The sequence below is a fragment of the Caulobacter sp. FG7 genome (assembly GCF_057808875.1).
The window spans coordinates 1-18,414 of sequence record NZ_JBMDIW010000038.1; the positions used below are offsets into that span (position 1 = coordinate 1).

Below are 18,414 nucleotides of genomic sequence, written 5' to 3' on the forward strand. Positions count from 1 at the left end.
AGCCCCACGAAATGGTCCGCCACGGCTTTACCTACGCCTCGGTGGGGCGCGGGGCTGCGGCCGAGGGCGGCGAAGGCGCGGGTCTCAAGGCAGACGAGCGCCAGATGGACGTCGTCCCGAACTAGGCGGGAAGGTCCGCGTCTCCGCCGCCCCTCGGGCGGCGGGGCCGGGCCGGCGATCCAGAAAAAATCCCAGGGGGAAACGCATCCGGAGTGCGGCGATGGCGGTGAACGCCGCCGATCGCGCGCGCCTGGGCCGCCTGCGTGGACTGCCAGCCTAGACTGAATGCCTCGAACTGAATGCGGCGTCGCGAACTGCACAATGGATCTGAAGTCATGACCGCACAGCGTAGCGTCAAAAAGCCCAAGGTTCTGGCGGTCTGCTCCAGTGGCGGCCACTGGGAGCAGATGATGATGATCCGTGACGCCTTCAAAGGCGCCGATCCGGTGTTCGTCACGACTTTGCCCGGTTTGGCTGAGAAGTCGGGCGTCGAGAAAGCCTATGTCGTACCGGACTGTAACCGGGACAATATCGGGGCAAATCTTCGCTGCATGAGGGATCTGCTTTCGATCATCCGGACCGAACGGCCCGATGTGATTATCTCGACCGGCGCCGCGCCGGGTCTGCTGGCCATCGTCATCGGCCGCGTCTTCGGCGCCCGGGGCGTCTGGGTGGACAGCATCGCCAACTCCGAGCGGCTGTCGATGAGCGGCAAGATGGCCGGCTACGTCGCCAACCTCTGGATCACCCAGTGGAGCCAGCTGGCCAGCGCCAAGGGGCCGAAATACTACGGGAGCGTCCTGTGATCCTGCTGACCGTCGGCACCCAGCTGCCCTTCGACCGCCTGGTCGACATCGTCGACCGCGTTGCGCCCGACACCGGCGAGGAAGTGTTCGGCCAGATCGGCAAGAGCACGCTGTCGCCGCGCAACTTCACCTTCCAGGAAAACCTGCCGCCGCGCGACTTCGAGACCAAGATCACCTCGGCGCGGGTGCTGGTCTCGCACGCGGGCATCGGCTCGATCCTGACGGCCCGCAAATACAACAAGCCGATCATCCTCTTCCCGCGCCTGGCTGCGCACAACGAACACCGCAACGACCACCAGCTGGCCACCTGCGCCCAGCTGAAGACCCAGGCCGGCATCTATGTCGCCACCGACGAGGGCGAGCTGCGCGCGCTGCTGCTCGACAAGGGACTGGTCTCGGGCTCGGAGGATCCCGGCGCGGCGGTCAAGCGCCGGCAACTGACCGACGCCATCGGCGCCTTCATCGGCGGCGGCGCGTGACGATCGCCCCCGACGACCGCCAGAAGGTGCTCTACTACGTGGAGCGCTACCTGCCGCCGTCGCAGGCCTTCGTGGCCCAGCAGGCGCGGGCCCTGGCGCGCTACCGGCCGGCGATCCTGGCCGGCAGCACCATGGCCAGCCTGGATCGCGACCTGATCGGCTTTCCGGTGCACGATATCCGCGCCTCGCCGGCCATGCGGGCGGGCGAGTTCGCGCTCAAGACCGTGCGCCTGCCGGCGCCGGCGCTGTTTCCGGCCGTTCGCCAGGCCGACCTGGTGCACGCCCACTTCGGCAAGAACGGCTACGTGATCGAGCCCCTGGCGGCGCGCGCCGCGGGCAAGCCTCTGGTCACCACCTTCCACGGCTTCGACGCCACCTTCGCCGGCAAGGCGCAGGACGTCGACGGCTTCAACCAGGTGCGGTTCTTCGCCAAGGGCCGCGAGCAGATGGCCAGGGGCGGCGGCTGGCAGATCGCCGTGTCGGACTTCATACAGGACCGCCTGCTGGCCCTGGGTTTTCCGCAATCGCGGATCTTCCGCCACTACATCGGCGTCGACACCAGCCTGTTCTCGGCCCCGACCCGGCCGCGCCGCAAGGGCCTGGTCGTCTCGGTCGCCCGCTTCGTGGAATACAAGGGCCACAGGCTGATGATCGAGGCGCTGGAGCGCGTGGCCAAGGCCGGCACGCCCGTCGAGTTCATCATGATCGGCGAGGGTCCGCTGCGCGACGAGATCGAGGCCCTGGCCCGCCGTTCGCTGCCCAAGGTCGAGATCCGCGAGAAGCAGACCCAGGCCCAGATCCGCGACCTGCTGTCGGAAGCAGAACTCTATCTGCACGGCGCGGTGACCCTGGCCAACGGCCACGCCGAGGCCTTCGGCATCGCCAACCTGGAGGCCCAGGCCATGGGCGCGCCGGTCGTCGCCTTCCGCTCGGGCGGGGTGGGCGAGGCGGTGGAGGAGGGGGCGACCGGCTTTCTCGCGGCAGAGCGCGACGTGGCCGCCATGGCCGACCACATCGGCCGCCTGCTGAACGACCAGCCGCTGTGGAACGCGTTCAGCGAACGCGCGCCCAGGATGGTGGCCGAGCGCTTCGACATCCGCCGCCAGACCGCGCTGCTGGAAGACTATTACGACAGCGTCCTCGACGCCCATAAGCACGGGGAGGCGCGCCGATGACGTCCCAGATCCAACCGCAGACCAAGCCCAAGGGCGTGAAGCCCAAGTGGAGCCTGAACGTGTTCCGGCCGGTCCGGGACACGATCATCAATGTCCGGCGGGCCTACTACAACAAGGTCTGGGGGATGCACATCCATCCGACCGCCTCGTTCTCGCTGAGCGCCAAGTTCGACCGCACCAACCCCAAGGGCGTGCATGTGGGCGAAGAGACCTACGTGGCCTTCGACGCGGCGATCCTGACCCACGACCTGACGCGCGGCCTGTATCTCAACACCTATATCGGCCGCCGCTGCTTCATCGGCGCGCGCAGCATCATCCTGCCGGGCGTGACCATCGGCGACGAGTGCGTGATCGGCTCGGGCGCGGTCGTCACCAAGGACATCCCGCCGCGCTCGCTGGTCGCCGGCAACCCGGCCAAGATCATCCGCTCCGACATCAAGATCATCTCGCGCTACGGCCGCATGGCCCGCGAGGACGAAATCGAGGCGGCCAACGTCGCCGCCCTGGCCCTGGGAGCCGCCGAATGAAGATGTTCTTCTACCGCGGCAAGCACGAGAACTTCGGCGACGAGCTGAACCACTGGCTGTGGCCGCAGATCCTGCCGGACTTCTTCGACGAGGACGAAAGCGACCTGTTCCTGGGCATCGGCTCGATCCTCTACGACAACTTCGATCCGGCGATCCGCAAGATCGTCTTCGGCTCGGGCTGGGGCGGCTACACCAAGGCGCCGACGCTGGACGACAAGTGGACGGTCTATTTCGTGCGCGGCAAGAAGACCGCGCAGGAGCTGGGCGTCGACGAAGCCTTGGGCATCGGCGACAGCGGCATCCTGATCCGCAGCCTGTGGGACGCTGGCAAGGTCGAGAAGCGCCACGCCGTCTCGTTCATCCCCCACTACGAAAGCGCCATGTACGGCGCCTGGGAGAAGGTCTGCGCCAAGGCCGGCATTCACTTCATCGACCCGCGCTGGTCGGTGGAAAAGGTGCTGCAGGAGATCAGCGCCTCCGAAAAGGTGATCTCCGAGGCCATGCATGGCGTGATCATCTCTGACGCCCTGCGCGTGCCGTGGCGGGCCATCGTGCCGCTGGATCCGGCCAACCGCGCCAAGTGGTACGACTGGGCCAGCGCCCTGGACGTCTCGATCGACTTCGACACCCTGGGTCCATCCAATCCGGTGGAGGCCCTGGCCGCCCTGCTCAAGGACACGACCTGGCGCAAGGCGATCACCTTCCGCCACCGCCGCATCCGCCAGCTGACCGGCGACATGGCCTTCGGCTCGGCCGGGGCGACCCTGCAAGCCGTGGCCGCCAAGCCGGGCCAGCTGAGCACCGACGCCGCCATCGAGGCCGCGCACGCCGCCATGCTGGCCCAGGTCGAGCAACTGAAGGCCGACTTCGCGCCGGCGGCGGTTCGCGACGTCCAGCCCGTCGAGCAGTGAGGCCCGGCCGATGAGCAGCCTTTCCGCCACCGTCATCCTGTCGTCCTACAACGGCGAGAAGCGGCTGCCGAACACGCTGGACTCGTTCGTGCGCCAGGACTTGCCCAAGGACGGGTGGGAGATCATCGCCGTCGACAACAACAGCAGCGACGCCACGTTCGAGCTCCTGCAGTCCTATGCCGACCGCCTGCCGATCAAGCCGTTCCGGCACGTCACGCCCGGCAAGTCGAGCGCCCTGAACGAGGCGATCGCCCGCGCCCAGGGCGCGCTGCTGGTGTTCACCGACGACGACGTCGAGGCCGCGCCGCACTGGCTGTCGTCGATCGTCGAATGCGCGAGCGCCCACCCGGAAGTGTCGGTGATCGGCGGCCGCATCGTTCCCAACTGGGAGCGCCCGCCGGGCGATGATCCGCTCTACACCTGGCTGCCGCTGGGTTCGACCTTCGCCATCGTCGACGACCTGCCGACGGGGCCTTGCGATCCGTCGAAGATCTGGGGCCCCAACACCACGATCCGCGCCAGCGCCCTGGGCGAGGAGCGCTATCGCGAGGACATCGGGCCATTGCCCGCCAAGCTCTACGCCATGGGCGAGGATTCAGAGATCGTCATGCGGCTGGCGGGGAGGGGCCACAAGGCCTACCACTGCGCCGAAGCGCAGGTGCGCCACTTCGTGCCGGCCTCGAACATGTCGGCCGACTGGGTGCAGAAGCGGGCCGAGCGTCTGGGCTTCGGCATCCCGGCCCTGCAGCCCGAGAAGATCCCCGGCGGCCCGCGCCTGGGCGGCGTGCCGGTCAGGACATGGCTGGAGACCGCCAGCTGGGGCGCGCGCAGCCTGATGCTGTATCCGCTGCCCAAGTCGCGCCTGCGGTTCTGGGCGATCTGGAAGCTCTACTACATGCGCGGCCTGATCCAGGGCATCCGCCACTACATGCCGGCGGCCCGCGCATGAGCGATCCGATCGACACCTCGGGATCGGCGCAAGCGCCGGCTGGCGGCGCCAGCGGCATCGGCTCCAAGGCCGTGAAGGCCTCGGTGTGGGTGATGGGCGGGGTGGTGTTCACGCGCCTGGCCAATCTTTTGATGACGGTGGTGCTGGCGCGCATCCTGCTGCCGCAGGACTTCGGCCTGGTGGCGCTGGCCACGACCGTGCTGCTGATGCTGCAGGCGATCACCGACCTGTCGCTGGGCAACGCCCTGATCCACAAGCAGGACGCCGACCGCGCCGACTACGACACCGCCTTCACCCTGGGCGTGCTGCGCGGCCTGCTGCTGATGGCGATCATGATCGGCGCCGGCGCGGTGATGGTCAGGATCTACAACGACCCGCGCCTGTTCGCGATCATGGCCGCGATCAGCGTGCGGCCGCTGATGGCCGGCCTGATGAGCCCCTACTACATCACCCTGGCCAAGCACCTGAAGTTCTCGGTGGTGATCGCCATCGAGAGCCTGGCGGCCGTACTGCAACTGGTCGCCGCCGTGGCGGTGGCCTGGACCACCCACAGCTACTGGGGGATCGTCGCCGGGGTGATCGCCGCGGGCCTCGTGCCGCTGGTGGCCAGCTATCTCTACGCGCCTTACCGGCCGCGCTTCTCGCTGGCCTCGACCAAGCTGATCCTAGGCTTCTCGATCTGGGTGACGCTGAACCAGTTCATCACCGTCATCGGCAACCGCTTCGACAACCTGGTGATCGCCGGCGTGCTCGGCACGGCCACCTTCGGCGCGTACAACGTCGGCAACAACATCGCCACCATGCTGACCCAGCAGGCCATCCAGCCGCTGGAGCGGGTGTTCTTCCCCAGCTTCGTGCACATCGCCGCCGACCGCGACCGCCTGCGGGCCGCGTTCCAGCGCAGCCAGTCGTCGCTGTTCGCGGTGGGCCTGCCGCTGGGCGTGGGCCTGGCGCTGGTGGCCGAGCCGCTGGTGGCCCTGGCCCTGGGGCCCAAGTGGCATCTGGCCGCCGTCGTCATCCAGCTGATCGCGCCGGTGCTGGGCGTGCAGGTGGTGTTCGGCGCGGTCAACGCGGTGGCCTACGCCCAGGGCGCGACCAAGGACCTCTTCCAGCGCAGCCTGTGGCAGACGGCCGTGCGTGTGCCCGTGGTGCTGGCCGGCCTCTATTTCTGGGGTCTCACCGGTCTGCTGGTCGCGCGCATCCTGTCGGGCGGCCTGCTGCTGTCGGTGCTGAACCTGATGCTGGTGCACAAGCTGACCGGCCTGACGCCGCTGGAGCAGGTGAAGGTTACCTGGCGCTCGCTGGTCAGCACGGTGGTGATGATCGCCGCGGCCCTGGCGGCGGGCTCGCTGTTCCCCAGCGTGGAGCATCACGCCGACGCCCTCTACGCCACCGTGGCGATCTCGATCGCCGGCGGGGCGGCCTATGTGGTCACCCACGCGGCGGTCTGGCTGATGGCCGGACGCCCGGGCAACAGCATCGAGGCCGAGATCGCGCGACTGCTGTCGAAAACCACTGGGCGCTTCGCCCGCCTGCGGAATGCATAAGCCATGGCCAAGTCTCCGCTCTCCCCGGTTCCCAAGATCTCGGTTCTCGTCAACAACTACAACTACGCGGCCTATCTGCCGGCCTGCATCGACAGCGTGCTGTCGCAGGACTACCCGGACTTCGAGCTGATCGTCGTCGACGACGGCTCCAAGGACAATTCGCGCGAGATCATCGCCGGCTATGGCGACCGGCTGGTGGCGGTGCTGAAGGAGAACGGCGGCCAGGCCTCGTCCTTCAACGCCGGCTTCGCCGCCGCCACCGGCGAGATCCTCTGCCTGCTCGACGCCGACGACGCCTTCCTGCCGGGCAAGCTGTCGCGCCTGGCCGAGATCTATGCCGGCGAGGGCGTCGACTGGTGCTTCGACCGGGTGACTACCGACGAGGCGGCCGGCGCGCCCGGCGAGCTGGTGACCAAGCCGGTGGACTATCGCCAGGGCCTGGGCCGGGGGCGCTTTCCGAGCATTCCGGTGCCGACCTCGGGCCTGACCTTCCGGCGTGGGCTGCTGTCGCAGATCCTGCCCATGCCGGTGGCCCAGGACGTGGTGCTCAGCGACAACTACCTGAAGTTCGCCGCCAGCTATCTGGGCGCAGGCGTGCTGGTCGACACGCCGCTGACCTTCCAGCGCATCCACGCGTCCAACCGCTACACCGGCGCCGTGCAGGCCAGCCCGCTGCGCTCGCGGATCATGATCGCCACCGGCCTGGAACTGGCCCGCCGCTATCCGGGCCTCAAGAGCCTGGGCGCCAGCCTGGCGGCCGGCGGCTTCGCCCAGGGCGAGCTTTCGGGCAAGGCCCTGCGCGAGCAGCTGGCGGTGGCCACCAACGCCGCGTCCAACCCGCGCCTGGCGGCGCTGGACCTGTGGTGGCGGGTGACGATGAAAAGGGCGCGCGCCTCGCTGGCACCGCGCAAGCCGGTGAAGGCGGGCTGACCATGACCATCACCACAGCCACGCTCGACCCCGCCCAGGCCGCCCCGGCCCAGGCTGCCGACGTCGTCCACGTCACGGTCGGCGTGCTGACCTTCAAGCGCCCCGACGGCATCGCCAAGCTGCTGGAGTCGCTGGGCGGCCTGACCATGAACGCCGAGCGGCCGTACCGACTGTCGGTGGTGGTGGTCGACAACGATCCCAAGGGGAGCGGCCGGGCGGCCGTCGAGCCGTTCATGGCCTCCAGCGCCTTCCAGCTGATCTACGCCATCGAGCCCGAGCCCGGCATCCCGTTCGGACGCAACCGCGCCATGGACGAGGCGCCGGCCGACACGCGGTACTTCTGCTTCGTCGACGACGACGAATGGGTGGTGCCCGGCTGGCTGGACGCCTTGCTCGAGGTGCAGGCGCGCACCGGCGCCGACTGCGTCTATGGCCCGGTGGAGCCGGTCTATCCCGAGAACCCGCCGGCCTACTTCATCAAGAGCCGCGTTTTCGAGCGGAAGAAGAACGAGGACGGCGCCCGGATCGGCTATGCGGCCTCGAACAACGTGATGTTCGACCTGCCGCTGTTTCGCCAGATGGGGCTGCGCTTCGAGGAGCGGATGCGCCACACCGGCGGCACCGACTACCTGTTCTTCAACCAGGCGGTCCGCAAGGGCGCGAAGATCCACTGGAGCGACGCGGCCCTGGTCTACGACGTGGTGCCGGCCAACCGGATGACCTGGAAGTGGGTCATCCAGCGCCAGTACCGCCTGGGCAACACCTTCGCGGTCGCCGACCAGCTGCACGGCACGCCGGCCCGCCGGGCCTATCGCCTGGTCTACGGTGCGGCGCGGATGGCGCTGGGGGCCGTGATGTCGCCGGCCCTGCTGATCTCGCCCAGCCTCGGCATGCGGGCGATCATCCACGGGGTGCGCGGCGCCGGCGTCGTCAGCGGCATCCTCGGCCACAGCTATCAGGAATACGGAAAGGTCGAAGCCTAGCGCCCGCGCGCGGCTTGGCCCAGTGATCTACCCATGACCCTCGTGAACGACAGTCCCTCGCATCGGCGCGCCGCCCAGGCCAAGGTCAGCGGCGCGGTGCGCCGCGAAAGCCAGCTGAAGACGCTGCTGACCGCCATCCTGATCCTGTGCCTGTGGCGCGCCTCGGGCATGTCTTACGGCTATCCGTCGCGCTTCGACGAGGGCGGCAGCGGCGACAACGTCTTCGTCATGAAGGCGCTGCTCTACAGCCTGATCCCGCTGATCCTGCTCTACGCCGTGCTCGAGGCCGGGCGGGTCAAGCAGATGATCCAGAAGACCCCGATCTCGGTGGTGATCATCTTCACCGCCTGCGTGGCGTCGGTGTTCTGGTCGATCAACATGGGCGCCTCGACGCGCGGCCTGATCGCGGTGTCGCTGATCACCATCGCGGCCCTGATGTACCGGCTGCGCTACGGGGCGGCGGACACCTGGAACACGGTCTATAAGTTCATGGTGGTGTCGGCGATCGCCAACGTGGCCTACACCGTCGTCTTCCCCCAGTTCGCCATCATGGGCGGGGCCTACCAGGGCATGGTCAAGGGGATGTTCTACCACAAGAACCTGATGGGCCATTTCTTCTCCCTCGGGTTCTTCATCATCTTCCTGAACCCGCAGCACCGCTACGGCCCGACCTTCCACGGCGTGGTCAAGACCGTGGCCACCGCCTGCGCGCTGGGCCTGGTGGTGCTGGCGCGCTCGTCCACCGCCCTGATGATGATCGGCGTCGGCATGACCGTCATCGTCGGCCTCAACGCGACCCGGGCTCTGAAGAGCAAGCCGGCGCGGGTAGGCCTGATCCTGGGGACCACGGTGGTCATGGCGACCCTGATCGTGGTCTCCTACAACATCGTCATCGCCACCATCGCCGAGGCGTTCGGCAAGGACGCCACCCTGTCGGGGCGCTCGAACATCTGGGACCAGCTGCTGCCGCTGGTCTATGATCGGCCGCTGTTCGGCTACGGCTTTGCGGTGTTCCGCCAGCCCGAGGTGTTCGACCAGTTCGTGCGCGCCTCGTGGAACGTCAGCTCGACCCACAGCACCTATCTGGAGCTCTGCCTGAACATCGGCGTGCCCGGCGCGGCGGCGCTGCTGTTCCTGATCCTGGTGCGCCTGTTCGCCAAGATCGCGCCATCGCCGGCCAGCGTCCCGGTCCAGAAGCAGCAGCGGCTGGAGGTAATCATCATCCTGCTGGTGCTGGTGGCTTCGGGCCTCGATGCGGGCATGCTGCTGGCGCCGATCGTGCTGTGGCCGCTGATCGTCATCTCGCTGCCCGCTTCGTTCGAGGCAACGCCGGCCCGTCGGCCCCTGCGCCGCCCGACCTTCGCCTCGCGTGGCCCGGCATGAGGCTGCTGTCCGGCCTCGGGATGGGGGAGGCGGCGTCGGGGAGCTCCGCGCCCCTGCCCAAGAACCTGGCCCTGGTCCAGGCTCTGCGGGGCGTGGCCGCCATCGCCGTGGTCGCCCACCACACGATCCGGACCTTCACCGTCAAGGCCAGCGCGGGCATCGTCCCGCCGGCCCTGATCGGCGCGCCGGCCTTCTACGACGCCCTGGCCTTCGGCGTGGACCTGTTCTTCGTCATCAGCGGCTTCATCATGGTCTATGTGTCGGGGGCCTACATGGCCTCGGACAAGCCGATCCTGGGCTTCCTGCTCAAGCGCGCCGCGCGGATCTATCCGATCTACATCATCGTCTCGCTGGTGCTGATCGGCCTGAAGGTGATGAACCACCTGACCGAGGGGGCGTCGAGCTTCGACCTCCAGCCCCTGCGGATCGCGACCTCGCTGCTGCTGATCCCGGCCTTCAACGAGGCCGGCGGCGTGCAGCCGATCCTCGGCGTCGGCTGGACCCTGTCGTACGAGCTCTATTTCTACCTGCTGTTCGCGGTCGCGGTGGTGGTGGCGCGCAAGGCGTTCTTCGCGCCGCTGGCGGCGTTCATCCTGCTGGCGATCACTGCGTGCAGCCTGTTGCCGGGCAAGGCGGCGATCATCAGCTTCCTGGCCAATCCGATCGCCATCGAGTTCCTGTTCGGCTGCCTGGTCGCCCTGGCGATCAAGCGCGGGGCGCGGATGCCGCTGCCCTGGCCAGCCATCGCCGTCGCCACCGCGGCCCTGTTCGTCGCGCCGCTTTTCGTGCACGCCGAGGCCTGGCGGGTGCTGTGCTGGGGGCTGCCCAGCGCGGTGATCGTGTTCGCGGCGGTGTCGCTGGAAGCCGACGGCAAGGTCGTGCGGACGCCCAAGGTCTTCGGACTGGTCGGCGACGCCTCCTATTCGATCTATCTCGTCCACATCCTGATCGTCGGCATCGTCGGCGCGCGCGTCGGCCGCATGGTCAGCGCGACGGTCGGCACGAGCTACGCCAGCACAGCGGCGGTGGCGGCGATCGTCGTCCTGGCGACCCTGGTCGGCATCGCGATGTACCACGTCGTCGAGCGTCCGATCGCCGAGTTTCTCGCCAAAAGGATTGGTAGCTACGAGCGGGCTCGCCTTGGCCGTGTGTCCGAGGTTCGTGCGTAAGCAACTGGCGCCTATATTTGAAGCGAAATTAGGTATTGGGCACGATGTGCTCTTTGGTGCATTCTGGGTTTGCTGGGTGAGTAACAGTAAGCCAGAGCGTTGCCATGAAATCCGGGTTCGAGCGTCGCGAAATACTTAAGGTTGGCGTGGCCGCCTTGGGGCTTCCTGGGCTCGCCGCCTTGCCCGGCAGGGCGGGCGCAGCGCCCCGTGCCGACGAGCCTGCGCCGGCCGACGGCTACCGGCTCGACTTCCGCGCCGCCCGCCTGTTCCAGAACGGCCAGGACGCCGGCCCGCTGACCGCCATGCCGGGCATCGTCATCCGCGCCGCCGGCGGCCTGGCCCTGGCGCCCACGGGGCGGCTGCTGCCCTTCGCCGACGGCCAGCTGCGCCAGCACGCGCAGGCCGGGCTGCTGATCGAACCGGCCTCGCGCAATCTGTGCGCCAGCTTCAACGCCGCCCCGACCACCAGCCAGGGCTGGTCGGCGGGCGCCACGGTCAGCCTCAAGGTCGTCGACGCCCGCGACGAGCTCTACGCCGCCCAGGACCCGGCCACGGGCGACTACCTGTTCCGCGACCTGCTGGACCAGGGCGTCATGAACGGCATGGTGCTGGAGGCCTACAATTCCGGATCGGCCTCGGCGGCCGTCACCGCCGCCGGCATGGCCGGGGTCGGGGTCAAGCACACGCTTTCGGCCTGGACCCGCTGCGTGGCGGGCAGCGGCGACCTGCGCCTGACCGGCGGCGCGGCCGGCCCCGCCTACAGCCAGGCCTACTGGGCCCGCGTCGAGCGCGCCGGCCTGACGCCGACCAGCGCCAGCCAGGGCCTGACCATGGCCATCCACGCCAAGGCCCGCATCCGCTGGATCCTGCACCAGCTGGAGCCCAGCGCCCTGGTCACCAGTCCCATCGTCGTGGCCGGCGCCTCGGTGGGCCGCGCCGCCGACGAACTGGTGATCGACAACGCCGGCCTGTTTGGCCAGCCTTTCACGATCGTCGCCGACACCCACATCCGCCGCGCCGGCGACCTGGCCCGCCGCTGGATCACCGTCTCGGGCGGCGACGAGGAGGTCGCCGTCACCCGCTCGGCCGACAACGCCCTGACCCTGACCGGCGCGGGCTCGGCGCACGATGCGACCGTCGCGCCGCGCATTCCCCGCATCCACGGCCCGGGCGGCGCGCGCGTGGTCTTGCAGGTGCGGCCGCAGGGCAGGGTGCTGTCGGTCGGCGGCGCCAACGCCCACGACGCCTTCAACATCTTTCCCGCCAAGCTCTCGCGGCTGACCCTGGGCGCGCGTCCCGACGGGGCCGAGCCGCTGGCCGGCTGGTTCCGCAGCCTCGATATCCGGGGCTTGGTGGATCCGCGCGAACTGAAGCTGGCCAGCGCACCGCCGGCCGACGCCATGGCCCACGACATCGTCCGCCATGTCGACCCCAAGGGCAGCGACACCGCCGACGGCCTGACCCCCGCCACCGCCTGGGCCACGCTGGCCAAGGCGGCGGCCGCCGCGACCGCTCTGCCGTCCGGCGTCCACCTGCTGCTGAAGCGCGGTGGATCGTGGCCCGAGATCCTGTCGCCGCCGTCCGACTGGTGCACGGTCGGGGCCTATGGCGAAGGTGCGCGGCCGATCGTCGGCGTCGGCCAGGACTACGGCTGCGACGAGAACAACAAGTCCGGCTTCCGGATCGAGGGGCTGCAGCTGCGCGACTGGAAGCTCAAGGGCTTCAACAACTACGGCTTCAACAGTCACATGCTGTGGGACTGCGAGATCGGGCCCATCGCGTCGGGTCAGGCCGAGACCAATCGCGGCGGGGTGACCAGCCGCAATTTCAGGAACTTCTACATCGGCGCCTGCCACGTGCACGACGTGATCGGCGACGACGTCTTCCTGCAGACCACCAAGGGCGGCTGGGTGATCTCGGAGGGCAATCGCTACGACCCGGCCAACGGCGCCGAGGCCGACAACTTCCAGCTCAGCGACAACCAGGGCGCCCAGGTGCGGCTCAGCGGCGACCAGTACGACATGCGCGGCGCCAGCAGCGGCAAGGGCTGCGTCGTGGTCACCGGCAATGCGGGCACGGTGATCGAGGACTTCGTCGCCTATGGCCTGAACTTCGGCATCGGGCTGAACGGCGACAACATGGTCGTGCGCCGGGGCAAGGTCAGCGGTTCGCGCCTCAACGCCTACAGCTGGGGCGTCGGCGTGGGCGAGTCCACGAGCGTACGCCAGCATGTCTACGAGGACCTGGTGATCAGCGACTGCAATCGCGGGGTCTCGATCAGCGGCATCGGCGGCGGGGTGGATTCCGGTCCCGATCGAGCCGACATCACCGTGCGGCGCGTCACCGTGCAGAACTGCCAGACCGGCCTTTGGATCGACCGCCCGACCAGCGGCGACCTGTCGGGCATCGCCTTCGCCGACTGCGCCGTCAATGTCGACAACCGCACCACGGCGATCCCTGCCGACAGCCAGGCCGAAAGCCTGACCCTGCCGCAGAACTAGGCTGCGAGGGTCTGTTCGAATTCAAGAGAAGAGAGGGTGGAGGCCCGGCCCGGAATCGAACCGGGGTAAACGGATTTGCAGTCCGGCGCGTAACCACTCCGCCACCGGGCCACCGGGTCGACACGCTTGCGTCGGCGAAGAGGGGGTCTGGCTATCAGAGGTCGGGCGGGCTCGCAATGGCCAAACTGGCTTATCCCCACGCTTTACCTGTGGCGGGTCAGGTGAAGACCGCAAATCAAGGCCAGGGTGGCGATCGCGAGGCCTCCGGCCAGCCAGACGGCCGGGCGCACGTCGTGCTCGCCGACGATCAGGGCGGCCAGCAGCGGGCCGGCCGCGCAGCCCAGAAGGCTGGCCCCAGGGCCGAGCAGGGCGGCGCGCCGGCTGGGATCGGCCTCGATGGCCAGGGGCGTCAGGAACGGCGAGGCGAACAGCCACGCGAAGCCGAACAGGCCCGAGGCGGCCAGGAAGGCCGGCGCAGGCGGCAGGACCGCGAACACCACGAGGCAGGCGGCGGCCGCGATCACCCCCACTGTCAGCGACACGAACCACGACATCCTTCCTGCCAGGGCGGTGGCCGCCGATCCGCCCGCGACCTGGGCCGCCAGCGAGATCGAGAAGGCCAGGCCCGCCGTGGTCGCCGGATGCCCGGCCTGGCGCGACAGCGGCTCGGCATAGATCCACAGCGCCAGGATGAAGGCCTGGAAGCAGAACACCGCCAGCAGGGCGACCCAACCTCGCGGGCTGGGCAGGCCCTTGGGACCGTCCTCGGCCTGGGGCAGGGCGGCCCAGGCGCGGGGGATCAGCGCGCCGGCCAGGGCGGCCGAGGCCGCCAGCGCCGCCAGCGCCACGAAGCCACCGTTGGGCCCGAAGTGGCCGATGACGAAGACGGTCAGGGCCGACACCACGACCAGCTGGGCCAGGGTCTGGACGGTGAGATAGATCCCCGACCAGCGATCGGGCCGGGGCGAGCGGACGATCATGCCGGTGACGATCCAGATCAGCGCCCCGGCCGGCAGGCCCGCCGCCGCCCGGGCCAGCACCAGCAGCCCGTCATGGGCGAAGGTCGAGGCGAGGTTCAATCCCGCCAGGAAGCAGCCGCAGGCCACCGCCGCCAGCCGCAGCCGCCTGGCGCCGAAGGCGGGGCCCAGCACGGCCGCACCGATCCCCATCGCCGCCAGCTCGGCCATGCCGGCCAGGCCGATCTGCGTCGCCGTCAGCCGGCCGGCCGCCTCCAGCCCGCCCAGCAGCAGTGGGCCGACGCCGGGAAACAGCACCCCGACGATCCCGATCCACAGCACCGCCAGCCGCTCGGAGAGGCTGGGGGGCGGCCCGATCCACGACCCGTCCTGGGGGCTCAATAGCGGGCCCGCAGATAGAGACCGTAGGTGCGCGGCGGGCCCATGCTGAAGACATCGAAGCCCAGTCCCTCGACAGCGGTGATGTCGAGGATGTTGGTCTCGTCGAACAGGTTCTTGCCCCAGACGCCCAACTCGTAGCGGCCGCCGTCGAGCTTCCAGCCCAGCTGGCCGTTGACGTAGGCGCGGCCCTTGTCGCTGAGCCGCTCGGTGTTGGCGGTGTCGAAGAACACCTTGGAGCGATAGGTGAAGTCCAGCTGGCCGGCGAAGTCGCCGACCGGTAGCGGGTGCTCGTAGCGGACCACGCCGTTGACGCTGGCCTTGGGGGCCGAAGGCAGGCGGTTGCCCGAATAGTCCTGCCCGACCGAGACGAAGTCCTGGTACTCGGCGTTCAGCAGGGCCGCGCCCAGGGTCAGGGACAGGCCGCGCACGGGCCGCGCCTCGATCTCGGCTTCGGCGCCATAGACGCGCGCGGCCGAAGCGTTGGTGAAGTATTGCACCGACAGGGCCCCGCGCTGGATGACGGTGTAAACCTGCAGGTCCTGGTAGTCGTAATAGAAGGCGGCCGCGTTCAGGCGCAGGCGGCGGTCGAGGAACTCGCTCTTGGCCCCCACCTCGAAGGCGTCGACGGTCTCGTCGTCATAGGGGCCCAGGTCTTCCGGCGCAGTGGTCTGGCCGGTGAAGAAGCCGCCGCTCTTGTAGCCGCGATTGTAGGTCGCATAGAGGTTGGCGTCGTCGGTCAGGGCGTAGCGCAGGCCAAGCCTCCCCGACAGCGACTTGAAGGTCTTGTCGCCGTCGTAGGTGAACAGGGTCAGCAGGCCGTAGTCGACGTCGCTGACATAGTGAAAGCTCTTGTCGTCGACCGAGTAGCGCAGGCCGGCCGTGAAGGTCAGGCGTGAGGTCAGGTCGTGGTCGAGCTGGCCGAAGACCGCCCAGCTGCGGGTCTTCTGGGTCAGCGGCCAGCCGAACACGCCGATGCTGGCGGCCGGGTCCATGCCGGTCGGATTGTCGGGCGTGGGGCTGCGCAGGTCTCCCAGCACGTCGTAGCGGCTGTCGTTGGAAAGGTCGTCCTTGGCCCAGTAGAGCCCGGTCACCCAGCGGGTGGGGCCCGTGCCGTTCGACTGCAGGCGGAACTCCTGGCTGGCCGTCTCCTGCAGGGCGATGTAGCGGGCGCTGATCACCTGCAGCGGGTTGGCGTCGGTGTCCTCCCAGTCGTCGCGGGCGGCGCGCTGGTAGCCGGTGATCGAATACAGCGTCATGTCGCCCAGGTCGTACGAGACGCTGGCCGTCGCCCCGAACAGCTTGACGATGTCCTTGCCCTCGAAGCGGTAGTCGCCCTCGTAGAGGTTCGAACTGGTGTTGGCGTAGCCCAGCACGTTCGTGCACTGGCCCGAGGTGTAGAAGGCCGGCTTGCAGACGGCGTAGCCCAGGCTGGGATCGAAATCGCCGGCCGCCTCGGGCGTCTGGGCCACCAGCGAGCGGTTGTAGGTCCAGATCGAGCCGCCGCGCGACTGGTTCAGGCTCAGCGACAGGTCGGCGGTCAGCTTGTCGTCGGGCTTGTAGCGCAGAGCCAATCGCGTGGCCCAGCGGTTGGCGTCGTTGCCCTTGTTCCCCGTCAGCCGGTTGGTCGTATAGCCGTCGTTCTTGTCGTAGAGGCCGCTGATGCGGAACGACAGGACGTCGCCGGCGATCGGTCCGCCGAAGCCGCCCTGGGCGTTGACGGCGTTGAAGCGGCCGTACTCGACGGCGATGTCGCCGCCCGGCGTGCTCGTCGGCTTCCTGGTGACGACGTTGATCGCCCCGCCCGTGGTGTTGCGGCCGTAGAGCGTGCCCTGCGGGCCGCGCAGCACTTCCACCTGCTCCAGGTCGTAGAAGCCGGCCAGCTGGGCCAGCGGCGAGGCGACATAGACCCCGTCCACATAGACGCCGACGGCGCTGGCCGTGCCGGGGTTGAAGTCGTTGACGCCTATGCCGCGGATGAACATGCGCGGGTTGGCGGCGTTGTCGTCGGTCTTGATCTGCAGCCCCGGCGCCAGGCCCGACAGCGCCAGCACGTCGCCGACCCGCTGGTTCTGCAGCTGCGCGCCCGTCATGGCGGTGACCGAGACGGGCACCTCCTGCAGGTTCTCCGCCCGTCTCTGGGCGGTGACGACGATCTCGTCCAACGCGACGGGCGCGGCCTGGTCGGCCGTCTGAGCCCAGGATGAGGTCGCCGACGCCATCATGGCGACGGCGGCGACCCCGGCGAACACTTGCAGCTTGCGCACTACAACCCCCCGCATGTCCGTACGAGGAGGATGCTAGCTATAACTATCGTTTTGGCAAGCGGCGTTCGGCGACTTGTGTTTGCCTATTTCGGGATTGCCCTGGACGGGGCGCCGGCGGTCATCTCGATCGCGCCGTGGCAGGCCTTGGGCGCACGCACGGGATTGCAGGCGGCCGCGACACCGCCGGGCAGGCGCACGGTGTAGTTCCCCGGCAGGCGCGGGTCGGCCCACATGTAGTCGGTCGAGACGTACTGGGCGCCGCTGGAAAGCGCGGCGTCGCGCTGGGTGACGTCGCCGTCGCGGGCGGCCCAGGTATCGGCGTCGGCGCGGGTGCGCACGATGAAGCCGGCCTTCACGGCCGCGGCGATGCGGTCCTTCTGGGCGATCGGGTCGTTGAGCGTCAGGTAGGCGGCGGCCGGCGAGGCCTCGTCGGTGTTGACGAACATCGCCCGGCCTTCCAGCGAGGCGCGCTCGCCGCGATAGATGGCCACCTTCGCAGGGCCCTCGTCGAGAGCGAAGAACACCTTGCCGCGCGCGGCCTCCAGCGTCGGCCAGCCGCCGGCCAGCACCGCCTCGCGCAGGGTCGGCTGCTTGCCCTGGACCAGGTCGGGGGTAATCAGGCGGTCGGGGCCGAAGACGCTGCGGATCTCGGCGTCCAGCGCGTCGAAGGCGGGCTCGTCGAAGGGCAGGGGCGTGACGCCGCCCGGCAGGCTGGCCTGGCCTTCCTTGGCGTTGAGCATGATCAGGATCGGGGCGTGGTCGCGATGCTGATCCGACCAGGTGCGGATCTGCGACAGGCACTCGACGAAGGTCACGCACGAGGTGCGGAAGTCGACGTCGGGCATGTGCAGGGTCTTGAAGCCCGGCCTGGCCAGGGCCCGCAACGTCGCCGGCGCCAGCACGGTCCCGCCGCCGAGCGCGGTCAGCGGCTTGGCGTAACGGCCGCCTCGCGGATCGGCGACGACGTCGATCTCTAGCTGGCGGGCGCCGGCGTCGAGCTGTTCGGCGAGCAGGCGGTGGGCGTAGTCGAGGCCCAGGACCGGCCGGCCGCGCGCGGCGACCAAGGCGGCCAGCTCGTCGGCCGGGATCGCCTGCTTGTAGGAATTGTGGGTGCCGACGGCCAGAAGGTCGTTCATCCGCAGGGGCGCTTCCGCCCTCGCCGCCATCGCCATCGCCGCCGCCAGACCCAGCATCACGCGCACTCCATCTTGGGAAAGCGGCCTCTCTAGCGACGGCGCGTGACGGTTCGGCGTCAGGCGCCAGTGACCGTCCTGCGGCGGGATCGCAACAAATGCGGGGAAAGTCGGGGCGGTGATGTGGGGCTTCATGCGGGCGTTATCGAACTCGCAACGCGTCGTCACAATTTCGCCCTAACCGCCCCGCCATCGCGCCGGCGGCCCGCTCTTGGAGGCTCCCGGCGATCCAGTTGCAG

Annotated in this window: 15 protein-coding genes and 1 tRNA gene; 12 read left to right on the plus strand and 4 right to left on the minus strand. The window is 69.1% G+C overall.

The genetic code is table 11. The features are described 5' to 3' along the window. Positions 1-335: 335 nt before the first annotated feature. From ACODR1_RS22535 to ACODR1_RS22590, 12 genes are all read left to right on the plus strand, one after another. Entirely contained in the window at positions 336-806 is a 471-nt protein-coding gene (locus ACODR1_RS22535) for a glucuronosyltransferase (protein ID WP_488882434.1), read from the plus strand. After that, positions 803-1,285 (plus strand): glycosyltransferase, encoded by a 483-nt coding sequence (locus ACODR1_RS22540; RefSeq protein ID WP_165799419.1) that lies wholly within the window; start codon positions 803-805, stop codon positions 1,283-1,285. The genes ACODR1_RS22535 and ACODR1_RS22540 overlap by 4 nt, the downstream gene beginning before the upstream one ends. Next, positions 1,282-2,460: a glycosyltransferase gene (locus ACODR1_RS22545; RefSeq protein ID WP_488882435.1), complete on the plus strand. Its 1,179-nt coding sequence runs from the start codon at positions 1,282-1,284 to the stop codon at positions 2,458-2,460. Before ACODR1_RS22540 ends, ACODR1_RS22545 begins: the two co-directional genes overlap by 4 nt. Beyond that, complete coding sequence (locus ACODR1_RS22550) at positions 2,457-2,987, plus strand: acyltransferase (protein WP_488882436.1); 531 nt, start codon at positions 2,457-2,459, stop codon at positions 2,985-2,987. Before ACODR1_RS22545 ends, ACODR1_RS22550 begins: the two co-directional genes overlap by 4 nt. Further along, positions 2,984-3,898, plus strand: a complete 915-nt coding sequence (locus ACODR1_RS22555) for a polysaccharide pyruvyl transferase family protein (RefSeq protein WP_488882437.1) — start codon at positions 2,984-2,986, stop codon at positions 3,896-3,898. Before ACODR1_RS22550 ends, ACODR1_RS22555 begins: the two co-directional genes overlap by 4 nt. Before the next feature lie 10 nt (positions 3,899-3,908). Beyond that, a complete protein-coding gene (locus ACODR1_RS22560; RefSeq protein ID WP_488882438.1) occupies positions 3,909-4,847 on the plus strand; it encodes a glycosyltransferase family 2 protein in 939 nt (312 codons plus the stop codon). Further along, entirely contained in the window at positions 4,844-6,394 is a 1,551-nt protein-coding gene (locus tag ACODR1_RS22565) for a lipopolysaccharide biosynthesis protein (RefSeq protein ID WP_488882439.1), read from the plus strand. The genes ACODR1_RS22560 and ACODR1_RS22565 overlap by 4 nt, the downstream gene beginning before the upstream one ends. A gap of 3 nt (positions 6,395-6,397) precedes the next feature. Continuing rightward, positions 6,398-7,324: a glycosyltransferase family 2 protein gene (locus ACODR1_RS22570; RefSeq protein ID WP_488882440.1), complete on the plus strand. Its 927-nt coding sequence runs from the start codon at positions 6,398-6,400 to the stop codon at positions 7,322-7,324. 2 nt (positions 7,325-7,326) lie between these two features. Continuing rightward, complete coding sequence (locus tag ACODR1_RS22575; RefSeq protein WP_488882441.1) at positions 7,327-8,307, plus strand: glycosyltransferase family 2 protein; 981 nt, start codon at positions 7,327-7,329, stop codon at positions 8,305-8,307. A 33-nt stretch (positions 8,308-8,340) separates the two neighbouring features. Next, a complete protein-coding gene (locus ACODR1_RS22580; protein WP_488882442.1) occupies positions 8,341-9,690 on the plus strand; it encodes an O-antigen ligase family protein in 1,350 nt (449 codons plus the stop codon). Then, positions 9,687-10,859 carry an acyltransferase family protein gene (locus ACODR1_RS22585; RefSeq protein ID WP_488882443.1) on the plus strand — a complete coding sequence of 391 codons (1,173 nt, stop codon included), beginning with the start codon at positions 9,687-9,689 and terminating at the stop codon, positions 10,857-10,859. The genes ACODR1_RS22580 and ACODR1_RS22585 overlap by 4 nt, the downstream gene beginning before the upstream one ends. A gap of 104 nt (positions 10,860-10,963) precedes the next feature. Further along, complete coding sequence (locus ACODR1_RS22590) at positions 10,964-13,360, plus strand: hypothetical protein (RefSeq protein WP_488882444.1); 2,397 nt, start codon at positions 10,964-10,966, stop codon at positions 13,358-13,360. Positions 13,361-13,397: 37 nt separating this feature from the next. Here the strand turns inward: ACODR1_RS22590 and ACODR1_RS22595 are convergent. From ACODR1_RS22595 to ACODR1_RS22610, 4 genes are all read right to left on the minus strand, one after another. After that, positions 13,398-13,471, minus strand: a tRNA-Cys gene (locus tag ACODR1_RS22595). Between the two features lie 92 nt (positions 13,472-13,563). Then, complete coding sequence (locus ACODR1_RS22600; protein ID WP_488882445.1) at positions 13,564-14,718, minus strand: MFS transporter; 1,155 nt, start codon at positions 14,716-14,718, stop codon at positions 13,564-13,566. Next, complete coding sequence (locus ACODR1_RS22605; RefSeq protein ID WP_488882446.1) at positions 14,715-16,982, minus strand: TonB-dependent receptor; 2,268 nt, start codon at positions 16,980-16,982, stop codon at positions 14,715-14,717. Before ACODR1_RS22605 ends, ACODR1_RS22600 begins: the two co-directional genes overlap by 4 nt. 83 nt (positions 16,983-17,065) lie before the next feature. Next, positions 17,066-18,178, minus strand: coding sequence for a phosphatidylinositol-specific phospholipase C1-like protein (locus tag ACODR1_RS22610; protein ID WP_488882447.1), 1,113 nt, complete (start codon positions 18,176-18,178; stop codon positions 17,066-17,068). Between the last annotated feature and the right edge of the window lie 236 nt (positions 18,179-18,414).